Source organism: Paenibacillus sp. HW567 (genome assembly GCF_000374185.1).
Lineage (GTDB): Bacteria > Bacillota > Bacilli > Paenibacillales > Paenibacillaceae > Paenibacillus_AQ.
Genome location: NZ_KB910518.1, coordinates 5,964,507 through 5,987,838, shown reverse-complemented (window position 1 = coordinate 5,987,838; position 23,332 = coordinate 5,964,507). Strand labels below are relative to the sequence as shown.

The 23,332-nt window shown below is 47.3% G+C and carries 16 protein-coding genes; 10 read left to right on the top strand and 6 right to left on the bottom strand.

Features of this window, described 5'->3' with window-relative positions:
* Positions 1–21: 21 nt before the first annotated feature.
* Entirely contained in the window at positions 22–2,466 is a 2,445-nt protein-coding gene (locus B212_RS0126550) for a TOTE conflict system archaeo-eukaryotic primase domain-containing protein (RefSeq protein WP_019914308.1), read from the bottom strand.
* Between the two features lie 460 nt (positions 2,467–2,926).
* Here B212_RS0126550 and B212_RS35570 point away from each other — a divergent pair, with 460 nt between their 5' ends.
* The gene (locus B212_RS35570; RefSeq protein ID WP_232231509.1) at positions 2,927–3,172 is read left to right on the top strand and encodes a hypothetical protein; all 246 of its coding nucleotides are present in this window, start codon (positions 2,927–2,929) and stop codon (positions 3,170–3,172) included.
* A gap of 171 nt (positions 3,173–3,343) precedes the next feature.
* Here B212_RS35570 and B212_RS0126535 read toward each other — a convergent pair whose 3' ends face one another.
* Together B212_RS0126535 and B212_RS0126530 are read right to left on the bottom strand one after the other, a co-directional pair.
* Entirely contained in the window at positions 3,344–5,725 is a 2,382-nt protein-coding gene (locus tag B212_RS0126535; protein WP_019914305.1) for a GH36-type glycosyl hydrolase domain-containing protein, read from the bottom strand.
* A gap of 769 nt (positions 5,726–6,494) precedes the next feature.
* Positions 6,495–6,800, bottom strand: a complete 306-nt coding sequence (locus B212_RS0126530; RefSeq protein ID WP_019914304.1) for a hypothetical protein — start codon at positions 6,798–6,800, stop codon at positions 6,495–6,497.
* Positions 6,801–7,136: 336 nt separating this feature from the next.
* On the opposite strand from B212_RS0126530, the gene B212_RS0126525 reads away from it, so the two are divergent.
* Positions 7,137–9,026, top strand: a complete 1,890-nt coding sequence (locus tag B212_RS0126525; RefSeq protein WP_019914303.1) for a helix-turn-helix domain-containing protein — start codon at positions 7,137–7,139, stop codon at positions 9,024–9,026.
* Positions 9,027–9,081: 55 nt separating this feature from the next.
* Here the strand turns inward: B212_RS0126525 and B212_RS0126520 are convergent, their stop codons facing one another.
* The gene (locus B212_RS0126520; protein WP_019914302.1) at positions 9,082–9,477 is read right to left on the bottom strand and encodes a VOC family protein; all 396 of its coding nucleotides are present in this window, start codon (positions 9,475–9,477) and stop codon (positions 9,082–9,084) included.
* 514 nt (positions 9,478–9,991) lie between these two features.
* Between B212_RS0126520 and B212_RS0126515 the strand changes: the two genes are divergently transcribed.
* The 6 genes from B212_RS0126515 (at position 9,992) to B212_RS0126485 (ending at position 19,406) form a co-directional block, all read left to right on the top strand.
* Positions 9,992–10,639 carry a FusB/FusC family EF-G-binding protein gene (locus B212_RS0126515; protein ID WP_019914301.1) on the top strand — a complete coding sequence of 216 codons (648 nt, stop codon included), beginning with the start codon at positions 9,992–9,994 and terminating at the stop codon, positions 10,637–10,639.
* Positions 10,640–10,926: 287 nt separating this feature from the next.
* Positions 10,927–13,626 (top strand): pectate lyase family protein, encoded by a 2,700-nt coding sequence (locus B212_RS33480; RefSeq protein ID WP_232231508.1) that lies wholly within the window; start codon positions 10,927–10,929, stop codon positions 13,624–13,626.
* Entirely contained in the window at positions 13,514–13,936 is a 423-nt protein-coding gene (locus B212_RS35850) for a DUF6809 family protein (protein WP_332258112.1), read from the top strand. Before B212_RS33480 ends, B212_RS35850 begins: the two co-directional genes overlap by 113 nt.
* A 174-nt stretch (positions 13,937–14,110) precedes the next feature.
* The gene (locus B212_RS0126495) at positions 14,111–14,833 is read left to right on the top strand and encodes a GntR family transcriptional regulator (protein WP_019914297.1); all 723 of its coding nucleotides are present in this window, start codon (positions 14,111–14,113) and stop codon (positions 14,831–14,833) included.
* A 298-nt stretch (positions 14,834–15,131) separates the two neighbouring features.
* Positions 15,132–17,516, top strand: coding sequence for a phosphoketolase family protein (locus B212_RS0126490; RefSeq protein ID WP_019914295.1), 2,385 nt, complete (start codon positions 15,132–15,134; stop codon positions 17,514–17,516).
* Positions 17,517–17,684: 168 nt separating this feature from the next.
* Positions 17,685–19,406: a sulfatase-like hydrolase/transferase gene (locus B212_RS0126485; protein WP_028531053.1), complete on the top strand. Its 1,722-nt coding sequence runs from the start codon at positions 17,685–17,687 to the stop codon at positions 19,404–19,406.
* Between the two features lie 33 nt (positions 19,407–19,439).
* On the opposite strand, the gene B212_RS0126480 is transcribed toward B212_RS0126485, so the two are convergent.
* A complete protein-coding gene (locus tag B212_RS0126480; RefSeq protein WP_019914293.1) occupies positions 19,440–20,249 on the bottom strand; it encodes a TIGR03915 family putative DNA repair protein in 810 nt (269 codons plus the stop codon).
* On the bottom strand, positions 20,249–21,559 hold the full coding sequence (locus B212_RS32530) for a putative DNA modification/repair radical SAM protein (protein ID WP_232231589.1): 1,311 nt from the start codon (positions 21,557–21,559) through the stop codon (positions 20,249–20,251). The genes B212_RS0126480 and B212_RS32530 overlap by 1 nt, the downstream gene beginning before the upstream one ends.
* A gap of 182 nt (positions 21,560–21,741) precedes the next feature.
* Between B212_RS32530 and B212_RS0126470 the strand changes: the two genes are divergently transcribed.
* Both B212_RS0126470 and B212_RS0126465 read left to right on the top strand, forming a co-directional pair.
* Positions 21,742–21,927: a hypothetical protein gene (locus tag B212_RS0126470; protein WP_019914291.1), complete on the top strand. Its 186-nt coding sequence runs from the start codon at positions 21,742–21,744 to the stop codon at positions 21,925–21,927.
* Between the two features lie 285 nt (positions 21,928–22,212).
* Complete coding sequence (locus B212_RS0126465) at positions 22,213–23,271, top strand: LacI family DNA-binding transcriptional regulator (RefSeq protein WP_019914290.1); 1,059 nt, start codon at positions 22,213–22,215, stop codon at positions 23,269–23,271.
* Positions 23,272–23,332: the final 61 nt, after the last annotated feature.

Sequence of the window (23,332 nt, the reverse complement as noted above, 5' to 3'; positions counted from 1 at the left end):
ATTCTATTATTACGCACTTTCCTACAATTCGGCCCCCTTGTATCCCATCTTCCGATATCCCTTCACTCTTTTCTTGAACATCGCCATCAACACTGGAACCTGAAGGTCAACATAATCATATATCTTCACTTCTTCTTTATTCACATGACTTCGATGCAAGCGGCCTGCATATTGCTGCAAGGTGCCTGTCCAGGAGATGGGATGGACCAGGAACAAGGTGTCTAGTCTGGCATCATCGAAGCCTTCACCGATTAGCTTACCCGTAGCAATAACTACACGCTCCTGATCTTCTGGAATAGAAGCAATTTGGGCGCGTAGAGCTTCTCTTTGCTTTTTCCCCATTCCGCCTCTCAGCATAATTACGTTCTTGGCAAAGGCATGTAATCTCTCTGCAAAATATTCAGCATGAGCGGTCCGTTCAACCAGCAGCAGTGGAGAGCGGCCTTCATCTAAGCAGGTAAGCAAATCGTCAAAAATAAGAGTGTTGCGCTCCTCGTTGTCTACAAGTTGCTGGTAAATGTCCTGAATACCTGAAACTGCTTCACCTGACTTGATCCGAAATGTAGTATATCTGGGGACAACTCTTAATAAAAATCCTCTGGAACTGCTTAAGGTTTTAGCATCTATCTTCATAAGTAATGGCCCAAGCTGGAACCGTACGATTGCTTCTTGTCCGTCTTGCCGTTTAAGTGTTGCAGTTAAACCTACTACATACTTTGCTTTGACTTCCCGCAGAACCTGTTCGAAACTGTAGGCTGATATGTGGTGGCACTCATCCACAATGACCTGACCGTATTCACTAACGAAAGGTTTAACATTCCCTTTATAGTTGAGGCTCTGAATGACAGCAATGTCGATAATTCCGGTTCGTTTATTTTTGCCGCCGCCGATCATACCGATAGATTGTTTAGGAATTTCGAGAAAGGTTTGCAAACGTTCCTGCCATTGTTCCATAAGTTCCCGGCGATGCACCAAGATAAGAGTGGTTGTCTTTCTTGAAGCGATGATGCTGGCTGCTACGACAGTTTTACCGAATGCGGTTGCTGCTGAGAGAACGCCTATGTCCCGGCTTAGAATCGCTCTTGCTGCTGTATCCTGAAGAGTGGTCAGCGTACCGGTGAACTCTGCCTCTATGGGAATTCCAGGCGTGCGTTGATCGTCAAGCGATATTGTGACCTGATTAAGCTCGAAAAAAGATAATAACTCCTGCAAGCATCCCCTCGGAAGAACCACGTAATCTTCCTGGTCCTCTGCGCATGAGATAACCCGGGGTTTACCGTAGGTAGAGAGCCGCATCGCTTGTGCTTTATAAAAATCAGGGTTGGAGAAGGAAGCTATTTTGATTAGAGCATGAATTGCACCTGAGGGAAGTCCAGTTTTAGGGATATAAAGACGATCCGATTGCAGAATTTGTATTTCAGCAGGCAAACGTTCCATCATAACCTCTTCTATCTGAGACGGGTTCTCTTTTAACAAGTTCAATCCATCTGCGTCGCGGTCTGTTCCCGCTGTAATACGGTCATTGTTAAAAAGCCCACGTTCCCCGTGCTTGTATATAAATTGCTTCACCAGGTTCTCGTCCATCTTGCTAAGTTGGGATAATATATCCCATTGGTCAGCATAGGGCTCAAAGTGGTCATCAACAAAGATACTGTTTCCCTGTTTACGCGGCCCACCTTGAAGGGGGAGAGCAATGAGGTTACCAAATCCGCCTTTGGGCAGTGTATCCTGATTGGGGAACAGACGGTCATAGGATTCCATGCCGATCTGATATCTTTTGTTCATGGTCAAACTCAGCAAAGTCATTCCAAACCTTCTGGCTGTAGCTGCCTCGATATTTTGACTGAAGAAAATCCAGATATGGCCCCCATTTCCGGAACGCGAGCGCTCTAAAAGAGCGGGGATTTCATGGCTTCTACATAGCTCCATCACGGCAGTAACATCCTGCTTCCAATCATGTTTGTCAAAATCCATGGCCAAAAACCAGCAGGTCTCATCCGGCAGCATTGGATAGATACCAATCGTTCGGTCTTGCCGTGCATCTAAATGGGCTGACAGCACTTCGCTTGTAAGAGGCATGAAGCTCTGGTGTTTGCAAACCGAACATTTCACGCGGGGTTTCTCACAAACGGAAGTCCACTCATTGGCGCAGGCGGGCGAATATCCGGACTTGCCTTGCTTGTTGGTCCAGCGTACCGGGTATACATCTTCTCTGCCGCGAAAATAGCTTTTATATAGAGTGAGCTTGTCCTCAACGGTAGAGTACTGATGAACAATAGTTTCTCCAACAGTTGTCTCTTTGCTTTCTTTTGCCGTTGAGGTGGAACAAGGCGTTATTTGTTCATTAGTACTTATTGTATTGTCGTCATCCAAAAGCCCCAGTAGACTTCTCAACCGGGTGACTTCCAGCTTAAGTTCCTCAATCTGCGCCAGAGCCGCATTATATTTGTCCTCCATATTGTCCATTTATAAGCCCTCGTAGTTTTATTTCTATTATACTCTGTAATAATTGGACTGCAGGTTGACAAAATTAGGTTAGGCTCTAGCTGTAGCCAGGTTAATTAGTTGACCGAAAGGATTTTGCTATAATATTATAAATAAAATTCGAAATTCAAGCGAGGTGCTATCCTAATGCTGCCCCAAAGGGAAGAATTGCAACGGTTATTAAAAAAGGCCAATCAGCATGCGGATACGTGAAGATGCTACTGGGAAAAAATTGGAGATTGCTTACGATCTAGCCGGAAATCGCACTGAGCTTATAAGTCATGACTGAACCTGAATCTGTAATAACGGTTTTTGCTGGCACTAATGGAGCCGGGAAAAGCACAATCAGCTTTCAGATGAGGGATTATGTCGGAATCATTATTGATTCTGACCAGATTGAAAAAACTTCGCAATAGAAACTACTCTTTCGGGAATTTTTGTTTTGCGTCATATGAAGACAGCTAAAGAACAGGGAAGACACTGGATTGCCGAAGAAGATATCCGCTACAGATATGGTCAATCTTTAAGTAACCAAAAGCCTGCTTTGGAGATTTCAGATGAAGTTACCATTATCGACAAAACCAGTGAACCTGAGGTTGTGGCAGAGATCAAACGTTCACAGATTAACTTTTGCCGGGATGAGATTCCTACATGGGCTAGGGGAACTTTGGAATTGTACTTGCAATAAGCTGCTCCAGATTAGGCTTATTAAGCCAGAGCAAGGGACATGGAGAGTCTTTGCTAAAACAGGCGACCACAGAAAAGAGCACCCTAAGAAAGAGTGCTCTTTTCTGTGGTCGTTTATCAAGAAGATTGTATTCATATGAGATTCAGAATCTCTGTTTTCTGCCTTTGATACTTACCCCATAATAACCCGCACATCATTCTCTTCTCCCATTAGGCCAACAGGGATCAGATTGCCTTGAATTTCTTCGCCGTTAATGATGATATGGGAGACTCCTTTTTCTACGCCGTGCTTATTATCCACCTGGATATTCAGCTTCTTGCCCCGGAATTCGCGTGTCATGGAGAACTCCTTCCAGTCAGAAGGCACGCACGGGTTGATGCGAAGTCCATCCTTTTGCGGCTGAACTCCCATGATGCCTTCCACCAAGGAGACCATCACCGTCGAGGCAGTGCCGGTGAGCCAGTGGACATGCGCACGGCCTTGATACGGGCTGTCCTTGGACTCGACGAACTGGCCGTGCACGTAAGGCTCAAGCTTGCGGATTTCTGCCTTATCGTTCATGCTGGCCGGGCTGCAGTTCAGGAAGTATTCAAACGCGCGGTTACCGTTGCCGATCACAGTTTCCGCCAGGATGAGCCATCCCTGCGGCTGGCTGAAGATGCCGGCGTTCTCTTTGGTAGAGGCATTGAACAAGGCCATTAGCGCTACAGGTAAACCGTACTTCCGGAACGGCGGGTAAAATAACATGGTGCCGTAATCCGTCCGCAGATTCCCGTATACTTTGTCCATGGCGAGCTTCGCTTGATCGGGGCGGGCGGCACCGCTTAGTACGGACCAGCTTTGCGGATTTAGCCAGATTTTTGCCTCATCGTTCTCCCAGGAGCCGATTGTATAGTTATCTTCTGTAAAGCCGCGGACAAATTGATCATTCTTCCAAGCATGCTTCTGAATATTTCCGTCCAGCTCATCAAGAAGACCTTGCGCCCACTCTACCTCCTCAGGCTTGTTCTTGTTCTGGGCAATGTCAATGAATATATTAAAGGCCATGTACAGTTGGAAGGCAACGAATAGCGACTCTCCCTTAGCTCCAAGGCGCAGACAATCGTTCCAGTCAGCATGAAGACCGACAGGCATACCGTGGGCACCCATATGGTCCAGGCTGAATTGAAGAGCTTGGCGCAGATGCCCGTAAACCGTGGCTTCGCCTTGATCTGAATAAGGAATCACTTCATCCATGAAGTCCCAGTTACCGCTTTCATTCAAGTACTTGATGACGGTCGGGAATAGCCATAAGGCATCGTCGGCACGATAATGAGGGTGACCGGTCTCACGCACGTATTCCGGATCGTCAGGCGTACCCTCGTGTCCGGGGTTATGGTTGAATTTCACGAGCGGCAGACCGCCGCCGTTGGAGACCTGGGCCGAGATCATCAGCCGCAGACGCTCGAGTGCCATCTCATGATCAAGATGAATGATGCCTTGAATATCCTGCACAGTATCCCGATAGCCTAGTCCATTGCGCAGGCCGCAGTATTGGAAGGAGGCAGCACGGGACCAGATGAAGGTAATGAAGCATTGGTATGCGTTCCAGGTGTTAATCATGTTGTTGAGATTTTCGCTTGGCGTCTGAACCTGAAAACGGTTAAGCTTGCTGTGCCAGAATGTCTTCAGCTCTTCAAGCTCCTTGTCCACAACCGACAAATCTTTATAATGGCTAAGAATCTCGGACGCGCCTTTCTCGTCATACTGTCCGAGGAGATATACAATTTCCTTCTCTTCTCCCGGCTGCAACTCCACGTTGATCTGCAGGGCACCACAGGCATTGGTGTTATAGTTCAGCGAATTGGCACAGTGGCCCTTTTCCACAGAGGATGGATTGCCGTAACTGCGGTAATCGCCGAGAAATGTATCCCGGTCGCCATCGTAGGCAGTTACCTCCGCACCGGCAGCGCCGAAAAATCTCCAGCTTTGCTCCTCGGGTGTGTTTTCGTTGATCACTTGCAGAATCTTATTATTGTTGTAATAGGTCCGTGAAATAAACAAAGTGTATTGAAGGTTAACGGTATCCTGTTCGTAATTGTTATCGTTGGTGAATTCGACAAATCCGAAAAGTGCCAGCTTCCGGGCCTTGTTGCCATCATTGCGGACCTTCAGGCGCCATACCTCATAGGTTTTGTTCAGCGGCACATAATACAAGGTTTCCGTCCGAATACTGTCATACTCCGCAACGATATTCGTGTATCCGGTTCCATGATGGCATACGGATTGGTATTGATCCAAGTCCTTGCCTACCGGCTGCCAGGAGCCTGACCAATAATCCCCGTTCTCCAGGTCCCGTACATAAATATAGCGCCCCGGCTCATCTTTGGAATTGAAATGATAGCGGATATGCCGTCCGTTCGCGCCGGATTTTACAAAGCTGTACCCTCCTGCGTTACCTGAGATGATGGCGCCGTACTCCGGTGAGCCGAGATAGTTGGCCCAAGGGGCAGGCGTGTCCGGCTTCGTAATGAGATACTCCTTGTTCTTCTCGTCAAAGTAGCCGTATTGCATGACCATTCCTCCTAGAAAGTGGATGAGGGCAGGACAATAGACGCGCGTTCACAAAAAGCTGAAGTATCCCGCCCCAATTTAATAATAATATAGTTTTTACTAATCTGAAACCTAATATTTGTTAAGGGTGGATATAGAGGATGTGATGATATAGTAGTAAACACGTGTTCATCATACGATATAGCTAAAACACGGAACCTGGGAGGATAGCGCATATGCTGGATAAGATCAGCTTGGCTGGAAGCTTGAACTGGATAGGGATAAGAAGCAGTGCCTCATACGCTGACGATTCGCGTGGACGATACGGTTAATGCTATTACGAGACAATCTCCGGTGAACTGTCTTCCAGTATGCAACAAAAGCCTTAAACTCGTTTTTCTTTTTTTAGAAAACAACAACCCAGCACCTTATCGGTACCGGGCTGCCATTTTCTTCTCTAAAAACATGTAAATGACACGATACTTCTTAAATCGACTCCGGTAAACACCCACATCCGGCCGGTCCATCTAAAACCTGCAACAGATGTGCGCCCTACAAAGGTTGGGAAGAACCAGAACGCGTTCCCGTTTCTCAGCCACACATATGTGTTGCGGAATAAACAACCGGAAATGGCCCCGGGGTCGATGGCGAACGCTGTAGCAGCGGGTTGCGGTGGTGTGAATTGTGGAGGAGGGGAAGATGGCGGCTGCTGCATTCCTTGAGGTCCTTGAGGCGGTGTAAATGCCATAAGATTTCACTCCTTAATTAGAGGATTAGGCTTGGATCAGGCCTATATTAACGAAATGGCTAGTAAATTGAACAACACCAGAGGCAAAATTACATCATTTTGGAAACCAGGAACAAAGCCCCGACTAGTCATAGAGTTTGGTAGTCTTAAGTATACAATTCCCCTTTCGCAGTGGATAAGTAATCCTTCAAAAACATCGCCATCTGCTGTCTCCACCCGAACAAGTGTATTAACATGGCTTTTACATATATTTGTTACATGGTCTTGAATGGAATTTAAGTTCTGCCTAGTATTCGGGTCCATTCGAAACAGTGTTTGCTCTTGTTGCCCCTGCATTTGCAAGCTCATTGTCGTGACCTCCATTTTAGATTCATTCATTTTCTCCATCATATGCAGAAGCCTATAGGGAAGTGACGATTCTACACTTTACAAAAGAGCTCCAGAAATCGGGCAGAGGTCTGACGCTGGTTTTGAAGATCCACTCAGTATGCTATGATAATAGTGATTCTTTTACCGGAGGTGTCCAGTTCTAACAGCGGCTCCCGCCGAAATGTGGCTCTGCATGCCCATGCCTTAGCTCTATATGAAATAAAGTAAAAGACACCTTTTCGGGGTGTCATTTTTAATACATATCAGGTGAAACGTTGCTTGAACTCATCGAAACAGCGAGGGGGAGAAGAACATATGGATTGGGAAGCCCACATTGAGCGGTGGAGCCGAACTGCCGTTAGGCTGCTGGATATTCGACAGTATTCTGCGGAGAAAGGAGTTATTCCCAGGCGTTATACGGCACATATCAGCTTCTTTTTGGTTACAACCCGAGGTGAAGCAAATGTAAGTCTATCGGGAACAGTCTATCGAACGCGTTCGCCTCACATCCTGCACGGAGGAAAGGCAGCGGAGCTAAGTTTTATGCCGCTCGGAAACGATTTTGCCTGCTATTTAATTCTGTACAAAGCCGATTGTGAATCGCCGGAGGATGGGGAGAGCTTCCATAAAACCTATGCATTCACTCCCTATGCGCTATTGCCGCTGCAGGAAAAGTGTCAAAACATGAACCGCCTATGGCAGCAAGCCACCCCGCTGGACAAGCTGCAGGCGCAGTCTGCCTTTCTTTCTTTTGTATATGAGGTGATGCGGCAAGTCCGCACATCGGCTGCGGAAAACAGCAAGCCCAATTTGGTAACCGAAGCCATCCGCTATATTCATGAGCATTACAGGAATTCAATTACAGCCGAAGAATTAGCCGGGATGTACAGTTGCAGCGCAAGCTACTTGTCCCGCTTGTTCAAAAACCAGATTGGAATCGGTCCGATTGAATATCTGATTCATGTCCGTATTCACAAAGCGAAGCAGCAACTGCTGAAATCGGAGGCTCGAATCCAAGAAATAGCAAGTAGCGTCGGTTATGAGGATGTTTATTATTTTAGCCGCTTGTTTAAGAAGTATGCGGGCTGCTCCCCGCTTCAATATCGTGAGGACAACCGGCAGACGGTTCAGAATAATCCATTACGTCTGTTGAAATCGTCCATTGTATCCCAAATGCCTTTTTCTCATAATGATAATGATAATTATTATCATTATATAGAGAAAGGGGACGCATCAATGTTCAGATTTTCAAGACCCGCGTTCGGCGCAATGATGTTATTATGCACAGCTCTGCTCTTGAATGCCTGTCAGGCTGGCAGCAATACAGGGACGGGGGCCACCCAGCCTGCTTCAGCAGAGGCCGCTGAGGATAACACAACTGCAGAAACACGTATGTACAAACATTTGAAAGGCGAAACGGAGATTCCTGTGAAACCCCGGCGTGTGGTCAGCCTCTTTCATTTGGGCGAACTGATGGCACTTGGGGTAAAACCGGTGGGCACAACCACCCACATTTTGAAGAATCCGTTGTTAAAAGATACTTCCGGGATTACAGATGTTGGAGTTCCGCCCGATGGGGAGAAGATTCTGTCACTGGAGCCTGACCTGATTGTTACAACGGCGCCGTTTGCAGAGGTAGTTGAAGGCGGATACGAAGCACTTAGCCAGATCGCACCGACAATTGTTGTGGAACAGTACGACGACCCGGTCAAGGACATCGAAATGTTTGGCGATATTCTCGGCAAGCAGGAGGAAGCGAAGCAATGGAATGAGGCTTTTGCGGCAAAAATAGCCGAATATAAGAAGAAGATTAGCCCGTTTGTCGGGGCTGAAGAAACCTTCTCGATTCTGAATGTGCGTCCAAATTCTGTATTTATTTACGGCGATACCAATATGGGCGGCAACATTATTTACAAGTATCTGGGTTTGAAGCCAACCGAAAAAGTAAAAACCGACGTTATTAATGGTGAAACATGGGAAATACCTGCGGAAGTGATCCCCGATTTCATAGGTGATAGATTACTTCTGGCCGTCAATAAAGGAGCAGAGGAAGAGCTGAAGAACGTCGAAAAGCTTATTCAAAATTCGCCGGCAGGGAAAGCGGGGAAAATATACAATATTGACTTCGATCAATTTCTCCCCAGCGATCCGATTTCAGTAGAACAACAGTTGGATATCATCGTTAATTTGCTGGTTGAAAAATAATACACCAAAAAGCCCAGCTAGTGTGCTGGGCTTTAGTCTGTGCGATTACAGCACTCTATTTGGCATGCTCATCCGGTTGATGAATGCCGAAAAGATTTCCTTCTGTATCCATGTAATAGCCCTGCCATGCCATTCCAGGCAGCGCATACTTTGGCATTGCGAGCTTGCCCCCAAGCTTCAAAATTATTGCTTCAGTAGAGTCGTAATCCGCCACTCCCATAGTACAAGCATAACCATTCAAAGCTTGTCCGGGCTCCGGGGAAGCACCTTGACGCTGCATCAAAGCTCCATTGATACCGAGTTCACCGGCATCTCCAGTAGTCGCTCCGAAATAGGGCATCCCTGCATATTCGCTCCAATCCTCAAAAGTCCATCCAAATACTTCACCATAAAACTTCTTAGCACGTTCCATGTCATCCACATGAATTTCGAAATGAACTAATCGGCCCATAATATCCTCCTATGTGTTTTGACTTCATGCATTTCTCTATTATTATACTTTCCTTATTTGCAGAATATATAAAATTTTAATTCAATTTTTTATAGCCAACCTTAAAATCGGTGCTTGACGGCCGGCCTTGGGAACTGAGGATCACAGCCCGGGGCTTTCGGTTTTGGGCCTTTTTTTATGAGCCGAAAGGCTAAAAAGTCGTTTTTTAACGTTGGAAATGTAATTGGGCCTGTTCTCGCTGTCTCTCAATTTTTCAGGAAGGATTTTTAATCTTTGGGATGTTTGCCCGCCTGCATGATTTTCTGATATACTGTTTGGAAATATGGGGGTGATGCAGATGGCAATTCGCAATTGTTCATTAGCTAGGGGGTCCTCATGCAAAGCCTAATCTAGGGCGATACTTTGCGTGAGGTGCGATAGGATGGATATGTGATCGCCCGAGCTGAATTTATCGTTTCTAATTAATGGGCTTTGCACCTTATGATCTTTTATGAACAATAAGGAGCTGACAAGCATGAGTACACCATTCATTAGAAACCACCAGTATAACTTTATTAAGAAGCAAACGAAATTCGTTCTGCATACACTCCGAACCGTTGCGGATCGCAGAGTCTTGGAGACCGTAAGATATCGTGCTGCGAGGAACATTATTGAAGATTTCCCTTCTCTTACAGAGAAGCAACAGCAGATGCTGGAGCAGGTATCAGTCTACGAGAAGGCAGACGAGTTCGAGCAATATATCAGCGAATTGGAGCCGTATCTGGATTCCTTTCCGCCCATTACAATCAAACAGATTCAGAAACTCTTCCCTAAGAATAAGAAGCTGAAAATCCCTGATTTATCATCCATCGACTTTAGATATATAACATATCTGAGCTGGGTAGATATTACCACGAACAGATTATTCATTGTATATCCATTCGAAGGACGGTTCATCGGTATTGAGGGAAGATTGACGCCTACCCACAAGAAGGGGTACTGCTTATTCTGCAACCGCCAACAGGAGCTGGCCTATTTCGTGGTTAAGAACAAGCCTGCACACTCCTCGCCGGGTGACTATCATTCTACCGGTCAATATATATGTATGCAGAGCCATGAATGTAATCAGAGCATTACGGACACAGCATCACTGGAGAAGTTTCTTCTTTCGGTTCAAAAATAGCGTTAAATCTAGCAAAGGCTGCCCTTAAAGGCAGTCTTTTTTGTTGCGTCCAAGGGTCAGTCTCATAGAGAAAATTAGTGAAGAGATCAATCGGAAATAAAATTTTCTTTATTTTACCAAATAAAAAATATATCACGATCTTATTACACTATATTAAATAAATTACAATAATTTCCGATGAAAGAATAAGGCCGCGAAAAGTATAGATGAGGAGGTGGATAGAGCAGTTTCGCAGCTTTTTATAAAGAAATCAGTAGTTGAGAGAAATCAGAATGTGGAGGAAAAAAATGAAGAAGAGAATTGCAAAGATATCTAGTATAGTTTTGATGTTTTCGCTTGTGTTGTCTTTAATAGCAGGTGGATGGGGAAATACGATAGTGCACGCTGAGGGTCTTTCAATTACGGGTAGTGGGGGCTGGAACGAAGCCGCATATGTGGAATGGTCACCAGTAAGTAATGCAACGGGATACAATGTATATGTGAAACCGGCAAGTGCAGCAGATTCTGAGTATCAACAAATTAATAATGAATTGACCCGTAAATACGCTTCCTCTTGGAGAGCAGATGCTGTGGGGCTTGCCGCGGGGGATTATGTAATGAAGGTTGAAGCCCTGCTGTCAGATGGAGAGGCGGTAAGTGCGGTTTCCAATACGCTGTCTGTAGCTTCATTTGACCGGTCTGGATTTGCTTTTTCGGCCAACTCGCAATATGGAACGGGTTCGGGTGCTTATAATGAGGATGGAACGCTGAAGAAGGGTGCGCAGGTTCTGTATGTAACCTCTCAGAATGCCCAAACTGTAACGCTTGGTGTGAAAATCAACAGCTCAGGTGCTAAACAAACAGGCGTTGGGCTTGGCGAGATTTTGGCACTGAGACAAAAAGGCTATGATAAAACCCCATTGGCCATTCGGATTATTGGAAAAGTTACAGCCGCCGACCTGAGCGGACAGCTTAGCAGCAGCGGATATCTTGAAGTTAAAGGTAAGGGCAACTATGCGGAAATGAATATGACGATTGAAGGTATCGGGAACGATGCTTATGCGTATGGCTGGGGGCTGCTTCTTAGATATGCCGGTAATGTGGAAGTAAGGAATCTGGGGGTGATGTTATTCCCTGACGATGGTATTTCAATGGATACCGGCAATGTGAATGTTTGGGTGCATAATAATGATATTTTCTACGGATCTGCCGGAAGCGATGCGGACCAGGTCAAAGGCGATGGTTCCACAGACCTCAAAAAGGGGTCAAGTTATATTACAATCTCGTACAACCATTACTGGGATTCTGGAAAAGCAGCTTTAGTTGGCCTGAGCGAGTCGGCTGAATTCTTTGCTACCTTCCACCATAACTGGTTCGATCATTCGGATTCCCGCCATCCGCGGATCAGAGTGGCCTCTGTTCATGTCTATAATAATTTCTATGATGGCGTCTCAAAATATGGTGTCGGTGTTACCACAGGAAGTTCAGCTTTTGTAGAATCCAATGTGTTCAGACATGCGAAATATCCGATGATGAGCTCGCTGCAAGGTACTGACGCTCTGGGAGAAGGTACATTCTCAGGGGAAAACGGAGGTATGATCAAAGCATACAACAACAGTGTTGTCGATGCTTCGAGTCTGATTTATGCAAATTCCAATGCTGGAACGGCTCCGGCAAAAGCAACCTCATTTGATGCATACTTAGCAGCGTCGAGAAATGAGACCGTTCCAAGCTCATACCAAACACTAAAAGGCGGCACTACTTATAACAACTTCGATACGAGCGTTGATACAGGAGTTAACGTAGCTGATATTGATAGCGTAGACGCTGTCCAACAGATTGTTACGACAGAGGCCGGACGTCTGGCTGGCGGAGATTTTACATGGAAATTTAATAATTCAGTGGACGATACATCGTATGTAATTAATACAGCGCTGATGTCCAAAATAAGAAGCTATACAACGGGGCTTGTATCTGTAGGAGGCAACTCCAACCCAACAGAGCCTACGCCAACAGCAACTCCAGCGCCAACAGCAACACCGAAGCCAACAGCAACACCGAAGCCAACAGCAACACCGAAGCCAACAGCAACACCGAAGCCAACAGCGACGCCGACGCCGACTCCGGCGGCAACTCCAGCGCCAACGGCAACGCCGACACCAACAGCAACACCGACACCAACGGCAACGCCGACACCAACGGCAACACCGACACCAACGGCAACGCCGACACCAACGGCAACACCGACACCAACGGCAACGCCAGCGCCAACAGCGACGCCGACTCCGGCGGCAACGCCAGCACCAACAGCAACTCCGGTGCCGACAACTGGAGCATATGTTCATAACTTTACTACAGATGGTATAACAAGCGACTTCTTCAATATTCACGGGAACCTTTCAACAACTAAAGGAACTGTGAAATATAATGGTTTGACGCTAACTCAAAGCTTAAAAATCGAGAATTCAACCAGCATTGAGTTTACCACTACTACTGCTTCAACCTTAACATTAGTGCTTAATACGGCAGACGGAACCAAAATCAAGGTGGATGGAACAAGTTACACCATGACAGATGGCATTGTCAGCGTATCTATTGAGGCGGGTGCACATACCATTGCCAAAGATAGCTCTACCAATCTTTATTACATGCAGTTAGATCCGGTACCGACCACAGTGAAATATGTCCATAATTTTACCGCAGACGGAACAGCAAGCGACTTCTTCAATATTCAAGGCAATCTCTCAGCAACTAAGGGGACAGTCGTATATCAGGGTCTAACCCTAACTCAAAGTCTAAAGATCGAGAGTTCAACCAGCATCGAATTCACAACTACTACAGCTTCAACCTTAACATTAGTGCTTAACACCGCAGACGGAATCAAAATCAAAGTGGATGGAACAAGCTATTCCGCAACGAATGGCGTGTTCACTCTACCTCTTGCGGCGGGCGCACACACCATTACCAAAGATAGTTCTACGAACCTGTATTATATGCAGGTGGAGTAAATCGGTTTCTCGGTTTCATATGAAAGATAGTGAAGACATCTTAACGGGTGTCTTTTTTTGTTCTTCAAATTACAGGTATTCATCTAATTTCTCTTTCTTTATTTTCCCCATTCTTCTTCTATTACACCTAAGCGTAATCCTCGAGTCCCTAGAAACTTGGAAACAGAAACTGTCCGAAGGCGAGTTCGAGGAGCTGGAGCTTTTATTAGAACTGTATTCTCAGGCCCAGGGAATGGAGATGACGGCTGCGTTTGTGTGTGGGTTTAAGAACGGGACGGCGATGATGATTGAAGTTATGGTTGATGATTAAGAGTGACGAAGCCAGATTTATAGTGAACTGCCTCTCGGAAAGTAGACGGAAGGCTCAGATCATTCAGCTTTATATTTATTAAGCGGCAGCGGACAATCCTCTGTGTTATCCCTCCCACGAATATGATATATTTAAAGTTGAAACTCAATGGCCGATCTGATAAAGGAGTACCCCATGACACAGTTTGTCTATAAGCAAATTATTGATGACCTCAAAATGAAGATTTTCGCGGGGCAGTTTGCGGATATGAGATTGCCGGATGAGCGGAGTCTTAGTGAAACGTACCAGGTAAGCCGCAGCTCCATCAAACGGGCGTTGACCAAAATGGAGAACTCGGGAATTATTTTTAAAAAACGGGGTTCAGGCACTTTCATCAACCCGTTATACATAAAAAATGAATCCATCTTCAACTACGAAGGTTCTAATCTGGGGGTTACTGACAATTTCCAGATGGATGGCAAAAAGCCCAAGGTCAAGGTGCTGAATTTCGAGGTCATCCGGCCTACGGAAGAGCTGCAGCGGGATTTGTTCTTACAGCCCCATGATTTTGTATACAAAATTGTGCGCCTGCGTCTGTTCGACGATGAGCCGTTCATGATTGAGACAGGCTACATTCCGATAAAAATTGTGCAGAATCTGGACCAGACAATTATTGAAGGCTCGATCTTTCATTATTTGGAGGAGTCGCGCAATCTGGCGGTGACCAAGTCCTTTTTATCTATTTTTGCCGAGCCCTCGGGAGTTAATGATCAGGAGCTGCTCCATCTGCAGGAGAATGAGCCTGTGGGGATTATGGAAGGGATATTCTTTCTGGATAATGGGACGCCTTTTGAATTCTCGCATATGCGCTTCCACTATAAGTATCTTAAATTTAATACATTTGTTTCTGTGCATTGATGAGCTAACGATGAGGCCGGGGAATTTATCCCCGGTCTTTTTTTGCTTTTGCGGAGAATAATGACGCGCGGGAATGCTCAGGTAACCTCGAAATGGAATAGTATATATTTACATTTTTATAAAAAAGAAATGTTTTTTACAGGGGATATGCAATGATTTTCATACTATGTTCAAAATTTCACAAAATTGGACCGTATCAATTGTTAAAAAGATTGAATTTCACTCGCGCAGAGGTATGATGTATTTGTAGAAGATATTGACTGACAGAATGTATTAAAAAAAATAGGGAGTGGACGGAATGGGATTGTCAACCATACAGAAGGATTACTCGTCTAAAACGTATTTAGAAAAGCTGGACGCATACTGGCGCGCAACTAACTACATATCGGTGGGGCAGCTTTATTTGAAGGATAACCCGTTGTTACGGGAGCCTTTGAAGGATGCAGATGTAAAAGTAAAACCGATTGGACACTGGGGCACGATTCCCGGCCAGAACTTTATTTATGCGCATCTGAACCGTGTAATTACCAAATATGATTTGAATATGTTCTATATTGAAGGACCAGGCCACGGCGGTCAGGTTATGGTATCGAACTCGTATCTGGATGGAAGCTACACCGAGATTTACCCGGAAATTACTCAGGATATCCCTGGTCTGAAAAAATTGTTCAAGCAGTTCTCATTCCCTGGCGGCGTAGCATCCCATGCGGCTCCTGAAACTCCAGGATCTATCCATGAGGGTGGAGAGCTCGGTTACTCCCTGTCGCACAGCGTTGGAGCAATTCTGGATTATCCGGATCTGATCTCGGCAGTTGTTGTAGGTGATGGAGAAGCTGAAACCGGACCGCTGGCTGCTTCCTGGCTGTCCAACCGGTTCATCAATCCAGTTACAGATGGTGCGGTGCTGCCGATTCTGCATTTGAACGGCTTCAAGATCAGCAACCCGACTATTCTGTCCCGTATGTCGAGAGAAGAGTTAACCGCGTACTTTACAGGCATGGGCTGGGAACCGTTCTTTGTTGAAGGTGAAAAACCTGATTTCATGCATCCGGAAATGGCGAAGACTCTGGATATTATCATCGAGAAGATTGCAGCCATCCAAAAGAATGCGCGTGAAAATAATGATACTACCCGTCCATTATGGCCGATGCTTGTGTTCCGTACTCCTAAAGGCTGGACCGGTCCTAAGGAATGGGATAAAGTGCCGAACGAAGGCTCGTTCCGTGCTCACCAGGTTCCGATTCCAGTAGATCAAAAAAATATGAAGAACGCACCGGCATTGCTTGAATGGCTGAACAGCTACAGACCTGAGGAATTGTTCGATAAAAATGGCCGTTTGAATGCTGATCTGGCTGAAATCCTGCCTACAGGCGACAAACGTATGGGCATGAATCCTGTGACCAACGCCGGCAAACTGATTAAAGACCTGCACAAGCCGAATTTCCGCAACTATGCGCTGGATAACTCCGTTCCAGGTCAAGTGATTGCACAAGATATGGCTGTACTGGGGAAATATCTGAAAGAGGTTGTAACACTCAATGAAGACAACCGCAACTTCAGAATTTTTGGACCGGATGAAACAATGTCGAACCGCCTGGGCCCTGTGTTTGAAGTAACCAAACGCCAATGGATGGATGAAATCAAGGAACCACACGATGAATTCCTCGCTCCTTATGGCCGGGTAATTGATTCGCAGTTGTCCGAGCATCAGGCGGAAGGATTCCTGGAAGGTTATGTATTAACAGGCCGTCATGGTTTCTTTGCAAGCTATGAAGCGTTCCTGCGGGTGGTAGATTCGATGATCACTCAGCACTTCAAATGGCTGCGCAAAGCAACGGATCAGAGCTGGCGTGAAGATATCCCGTCCTTGAACGTCATTGCAACATCAACAGTGTTCCAGCAGGACCACAATGGCTACACTCACCAAGATCCGGGCTTGCTGGGTCACTTGGCTGACAAGAAGCCGGAATTTATCCGTGAATACCTGCCGGCTGATGCGAACTCCTTGCTTGCTGTTTTTGATACAATCCTGAATGACCGTCAAAAGATCAACCTGATTGTGTCGTCCAAACATCCGCGTCCGCAATGGTTCTCGGCGGATGAAGCGCAAGAGCTGGTGGATAAAGGGCTGAAGATCATTGACTGGGCAAGCACCGACAAGGGTGGAGAGCCTGATGTAGTTATTGCTTCGTCCGGTACGGAGCCTACTATGGAGAGCTTGGCTGCCATCTCTATTCTTCATGAAAAATTGCCTAACCTGAAGATCCGTTACATCAACGTGGTTGATCTCTTGAAGCTGAGAAGCCAGAAGCTGGACCCTCGCGGGTTGTCTGACGAAGAGTTTGATCAATTTTTCACAAAAGATAAACCGGTTATCTTCGCATTCCACGGTTATGAAGGTCTGATTAAAGATCTGTTCTTTGACCGCCATAATCACAATCTGCATGTGCATGGCTACCGGGAGAACGGCGACATCACCACTCCGTTTGATATGCGTGTACTGAATCAGATGGACCGTTTCGACCTGACGAAGGAAGTCGTACTGAGCTTGCCAAAAGCTGATCAGCACAAGGCAATCGCAGATGAAATGGATGCTATGGTGAAGAAGCATAATCAGTACATCCGTGAGGAAGGTATTGATTTGCCAGAGGTTGAGAACTGGGTATGGAAGGCTTTGAAATAAAGAGTAAGGTAAGCTGCATCGCTTAACTTAATAGATCTCCTCTTAGAAGAGGTGTCCTGAAAGTCATGAAAATGACTGTGGGCACCTCTTTTGTGCCGGAAATGGGACTACACAATTGCCCTGTAACATAATTTAGAGTAAAAACGTGATCAAGGGCGTGTGAATGGTATGGAGAAACCCAATTTCCTTATCCTTCTTGTGGATGAGGAACGATATCCCCCTGTTTATGAAAGTAAAGAAATTCAAGCCTGGCGTAAAGAAAATCTCATCACTCAGCAATTGCTAAAGTCTCACAGCGTGGAGTTTCATAGACATTATATAGGAAGCACTGCATGCAGCCCCAGCCGGGCGACATTGTTCACGGGTCAGTATCCATCGCTGCATGGTGTCAGCCAGACGGAAGGAATCGCCAAGGAAGCGTTCGACTCCGATATGTTCTGGCTGAATAGAAATACGCTGCCTACGATGGGCGATTATTTTCGCACAGCCGGGTACCAGACGTATTATAAGGGGAAATGGCATATATCGCATGAGGATATCATCTCTCCCGGCAGCCACAAAAGTCTTCCCAGCTATAATCCCTTGACCGGTGTACCCGACAGAAGATGGGGAGAGCTGTATTCCCGCGCCAATCGCTTGAATGATTATGGTTTTAATAGCTGGATAGGCCCTGATCCTGTTGGCAAAAACCCCCGCAACTCCGCTTCTTCCGCTGCTTTCGGATTAAGCGGCAGAGATGAAGTGTACGCTGCGGATACAGTCCAGCTTATTGACGCTCTTGACCGCAGGCACAGCCAGAACAATAATATCCAGCCTTGGTTAATCGTGGCCTCCTTTGTAAATCCTCACGATATTGTGCTATACGGCGATCTTACAGCACGGCTGCCTAATTTTAAATTTGAGGTAGATCCGATGCCGGCGGTAGACGCTCCTCCGACAATTAATGAACAGCTAACCACGAAACCGCGTTGTCAGGCGAGCTATAGAGAAATTTATCCGAGAGCTTTACAATCCATTACCGATCAGCCATTTTACCGTAAGCTATACTACCAACTGCAAAAAAATGCGGACCGGCAAATGTTCAAGGTATTTCAGGCGCTTACCCGGTCCTCTTTCTATGAGAATACGATTGTTATCTTCACATCGGATCATGGGGATCTGCTGGGCGCGCACGGTAATCTTCATCAGAAATGGTACTGTGCCTATGAAGAGTTCCTTCATGTCCCCTTACTGATCCATCATAAGCAGCTATTTCCTACACAGAAAAATATTCATACGCTGACAAGTCATGTAGACCTTCTGCCCACTATGCTGGGTCTGGCGAATATGGATATTTCTGAAGTACAGGGCGACCTAAACAGCAGATTTAGTGAAGCCCGTCCTTTGGTTGGCCGTGATCTTACACCTCTTATTGTGGGGAATGGGCAGGCGGTGATGGAGAGTCAGCCGATTTATTTTATGACCGATGACGATGTCACCCGCGGACAGCACCAGACGAATCCGCTTGGCGAGCCTTATCCTTCTGTAGTTCAGCCTAACCACATTGAAACCGTAATTTCTACTCTGCATAGGGATAACAGGGAGGAAATTTGGAAATTTTCCCGCTATTTCGATAATGCTCAATTCTGGAGCCAGCCCGGAGTAAAGGATGTTACCTTTCAGCCAATCGCAACCCCGACTTCGGGACAATGGATGGAAGTTGTGAAAACACAACCCGTGCATGAAGAGTATGAATTGTACAATTTAACGGATGATCCGCTTGAGATATGCAATCTTGCCCACCCCGCATTGGCGACTCAGCATACCCTAAGCATTCAGAAGCGGATGATGCATCTGCTGGACGAACAGCGCAGGCAAAAGCGCTTGTACCCTGTTCAGCCAAAGATATAAGTATGTATTTCAAAAAAGGAGTACTTTGCGCTTCTACCCAATTCGGGGGGAACCTTCTTCAAGCTTCGGCTTACTGTTCGCCGCGGCTGTTCTGCTGCCGTTCATTTCCGGCAGTTGCTTCCAGTACCGCTTAGGCATCTGCGAGGAGCGCAGGCGGTCGTTGCGGCGCTCCTTAATCCCTATGGCGTCGTAGAATCCAGTCCACAGGCGGCGGTAATGCTCTTCCGCAGCATCCGGCTCCGGGGGCACCCATTCATCAAGGGGGATGATGGTTTGTTGTCCGGGCTGGTGGATCAGCGCCATCCGGTGGGTTTTGTCGTAGATCATGAAGCTTTCGCCGTGGAACCGGTCACAGAAATGCTCCTGAATAACGGGTAGCACGGAGCTGCGGGGTTCGATAACCGCCGCCATGACCGGACCGTAAACGGAGAACCGGACAAACCCCAGATATAGATGGGCTTCCCGCTGAAGCTGCTGAACGGCCTTGAGCAAGGCGTCAACTGTATCATTGGCAAGCATGTTCATCACCTTGCGGCCGTGCGTGAAGCCGAGATACAAGAAGTTCAGCAGCAGCAGCTCCTTATCCGGCACACATGTCAAGAATCCCAGACGGACCAGATCTTCAGCTTCAGGAGAGATACGCAGCGGGATGGAGCGCAGCACCCGGTCTGCCTTGGTGATGTCAGTATCAATCCATTTCGATTCCAGCAGCAGCGCTTGCCCATCCCCGTCAGAATGAATAGCCAGAGGGATCTCCTTCCATACATAGCTCTCGAATACGCAGCACAGCAATCCTTCGAAGCTGCCGTCATAGGTATATGCCAGTGGGGATGCTGCAAACATCAGGCCCGCCCTCCGTTCATTAAGGAGGCTGCTTCCGGCGCCGGCAGAGCGGCCAGATAGGCATCGTCGAACAGGGAGAGCTGCTCGTACTGCGGCTGCTGAAACTGCGCAAGCTCATGCCCGGACATGAGTGAGCGAAGCAGGGTATGCTCGCCTACTTTGAGGCCTTCGAGTGTCTTGCCCTTGCAGGTGATAAAGAATTGGGCGCGCTTGAGCACGACGCCGAGCTTCTTCAAAGCGTGAAAATCCAGCGCTCCGGCACGGCGCGCCTTCACGATCCGCTGGGCGCTTCTTACGCCGATGCCCGGTACCCGCAGCAGCATTTCATACGGCGCTTGGTTGATCTCAACCGGAAACTGCTCCCGGTGGTTAATGGCCCAGCTACATTTCGGATCAAGCAGCGGATTGAAGTTGGGAGCCGCTTCATCCAGCAGTTCGCTGGCCCGGAAGCCGTAGAAGCGCAGCAGCCAGTCGGCCTGATACAGCCGGTGCTCCCGCAGCAGCGGCGGTTTGGTATCCAGGGAAGGCAGCAGCGAATGCTCTACCACGGGGGTATAGGCAGAGAAGAAAATACGCTTCAAGCCGTACTTGCGGTATAAGCCCTCCGTGAGGTTCATAATCTGGTAGTCGGTGTCGGGCGTCGCGCCCACGATCATCTGCGTGCTCTGTCCGGCAGGGGCGAAACGGGGAGCGTGGTTGTATTTGACCAGATCGGAGGAATTCTCGGTGATCTTGTTCTTGATCAGGGCCATCGGCTTCAGGATGGAATCCTTGCTCTTATCGGGAGCCAGCAGGCCAAGACTTTCTCTGGAGGGCAGCTCGATGTTGACGCTCATGCGGTCAGCGAGCAGGCCGAGCCTGGACAGCAGAGCATCGTCTGCTCCGGGAATGGCTTTTACATGGATATAACCTCCGAAGTGATGAACATTGCGCAGTAGCTCCAGGGCGGCAATCAACTGCTCGGTCGTATAATCGGGGTTGCGCATAATCCCGGAACTGAGAAACAGGCCTTCTATGTAATTGCGGCGGTAGAATTGCATGGTCAGGTCCGCGATCTCCTCCGGCGTAAATGCGGCCCGGCGGGTGGGGTTCGATTTGCGGTTGATGCAGTAGGCGCAATCATAGATGCAGCCGTTAGTCATGAGCACCTTCAGCAGCGAGATGCAGCGGCCATCCGCCGCGAAGCTGTGGCAGATGCCCATACTGACCGCATTGCCCATGCCTCCCGGCTGGCTCTTGCGGCTGGAACCGCTTGAGGTACAAGCTACATCATATTTGGCCGAAGCGGTCAAAATTTCAAGTTTCTCCATAACATCCACGGTCAACTCCTCCTCATAAGGAGAAGTATATACCGAACGTGTGTTCTTGTCAAAATGGGATTGGAGCTGCGGAAATGTATGCGCATTCCTACTTGTGCTATAATAGCAACTGATAGCTGGTTGCATGTGAGAGCTTTGGTTGTATTGATAAATAGGCCGGGAGTGTTGCAGAGATGAGATATAATATTTGGCGTCCATTAATGTTGATTTTGGTCGCGATCGTTACAAGAACATTAGTGAACAGTGTATGCCTTATGTTTGGCATGTCGCCTGATTCAGCAAGCAGCGTCGCCATGATCGGGATGATTATTGCCGCGCTTGTGATGTATAACCGGATGATGAAGCCGCGCCGGAAATAACGTAAGAGTGAACCGGACAGAGAGAACTGTCAGACATAGGGAGGAATGTCCTTGAATCCTGAAAATCATCCTTTTCAGCGGGATTGGCGGCGTTGCTCCCTGTACTCTTAAAGGCTGATCTACATTGTCTGTGGATAGGCGGTTTTTTTCTGAGAAAATAGCAATATAGCGATGTAAGAGCTTGCAGAATTGTATTTTATGTGGTAAGTTTTAGGTGTCACTTACAAATCTAAACGTTTAAATGGCTAATGGACTATGGTTCCGATGCTTAGACAGGAGAATTCCATGAGGAAAACCAGCATTAAAGACATAGCTCTCAAGGCCAATGTTTCCATTGCTACCGTCTCCTATGTGCTTAACGGCACCCGTAATGTCCGTCCCGAAACGCACAAGCGGGTGACAGAGGCCATAGAAGAGCTGAACTACAAACCGAATGAGATTGCCAAGAGCCTCAAGCGCAACCGCACGAATACGATCGGCGTAATCGCAGAAGATGTGACCGTGTTCAATGCACCTGAAATTATCGACGGCATCAATGACTTCGGGGACCGGAATGACCAGCATATCCTGCTCGTCAACCTTCGTCTGGATAAGCGGATTGGCCGCAATTTCAGCGATACGGAGGCTTACCGCAAGTATGCCGTCAACGCCGTGTCCGAATTGCTCAGCAAACAAGTGGATGGAATCATTTATATCGGTGTACATACCCGTGATTTGACAGGCCTGATTGATGCCGAAGGCAAACCTATTGTATATACCTACGGTTATACACAGGATGATATATCCATCCAATATAATGATGAGCAGGCTTCCTATGAAGCGATGTCGTACCTGGTCCGTAAAGGGCACAGCCGAATCGGGATTATCAGCGGTCTGATGGATTCCATTCCGTCCAGACAGCGGCTGAAGGGCTACTACAGAGCGGTTACCGATTTCGAGCTGCCTTTTGATCCTATGCTGATCAAGATGGGGGATTGGGAGCGGGAATCGGGGTATCGCCTGACAGGCGAGCTGCTTGCGCTGCCGGAGCCTCCAACGGCCATTCTGTCGATGAATGATGTGATGGTTGTCGGCGTATTGCAGGCGGCGGATGAGCGTGGTGTCAGCATCCCGGGGGATCTGTCGGTAATCGGCTTCGATAACCGGGAATTCAGCGATTACCTGCGCCCGCGTATCACAACGATGGGATTGCCGCTGCATGAGATGGGATATCAGGCCATTGAAACGCTCTACGATTTAATTAACGGGAACAAGGTGCAGACGCTCGTTATGCCGGAATGCCGCTTGATTGAGCGCGATTCGGTGAGCGAATTGCACAGCGATGTGGAACAGCAGCAGGAGTGATGTTTCACATCGTTTATTTTGCCAATAATTTAAACGTTTAAATTCAGTGACAGGATGTGAA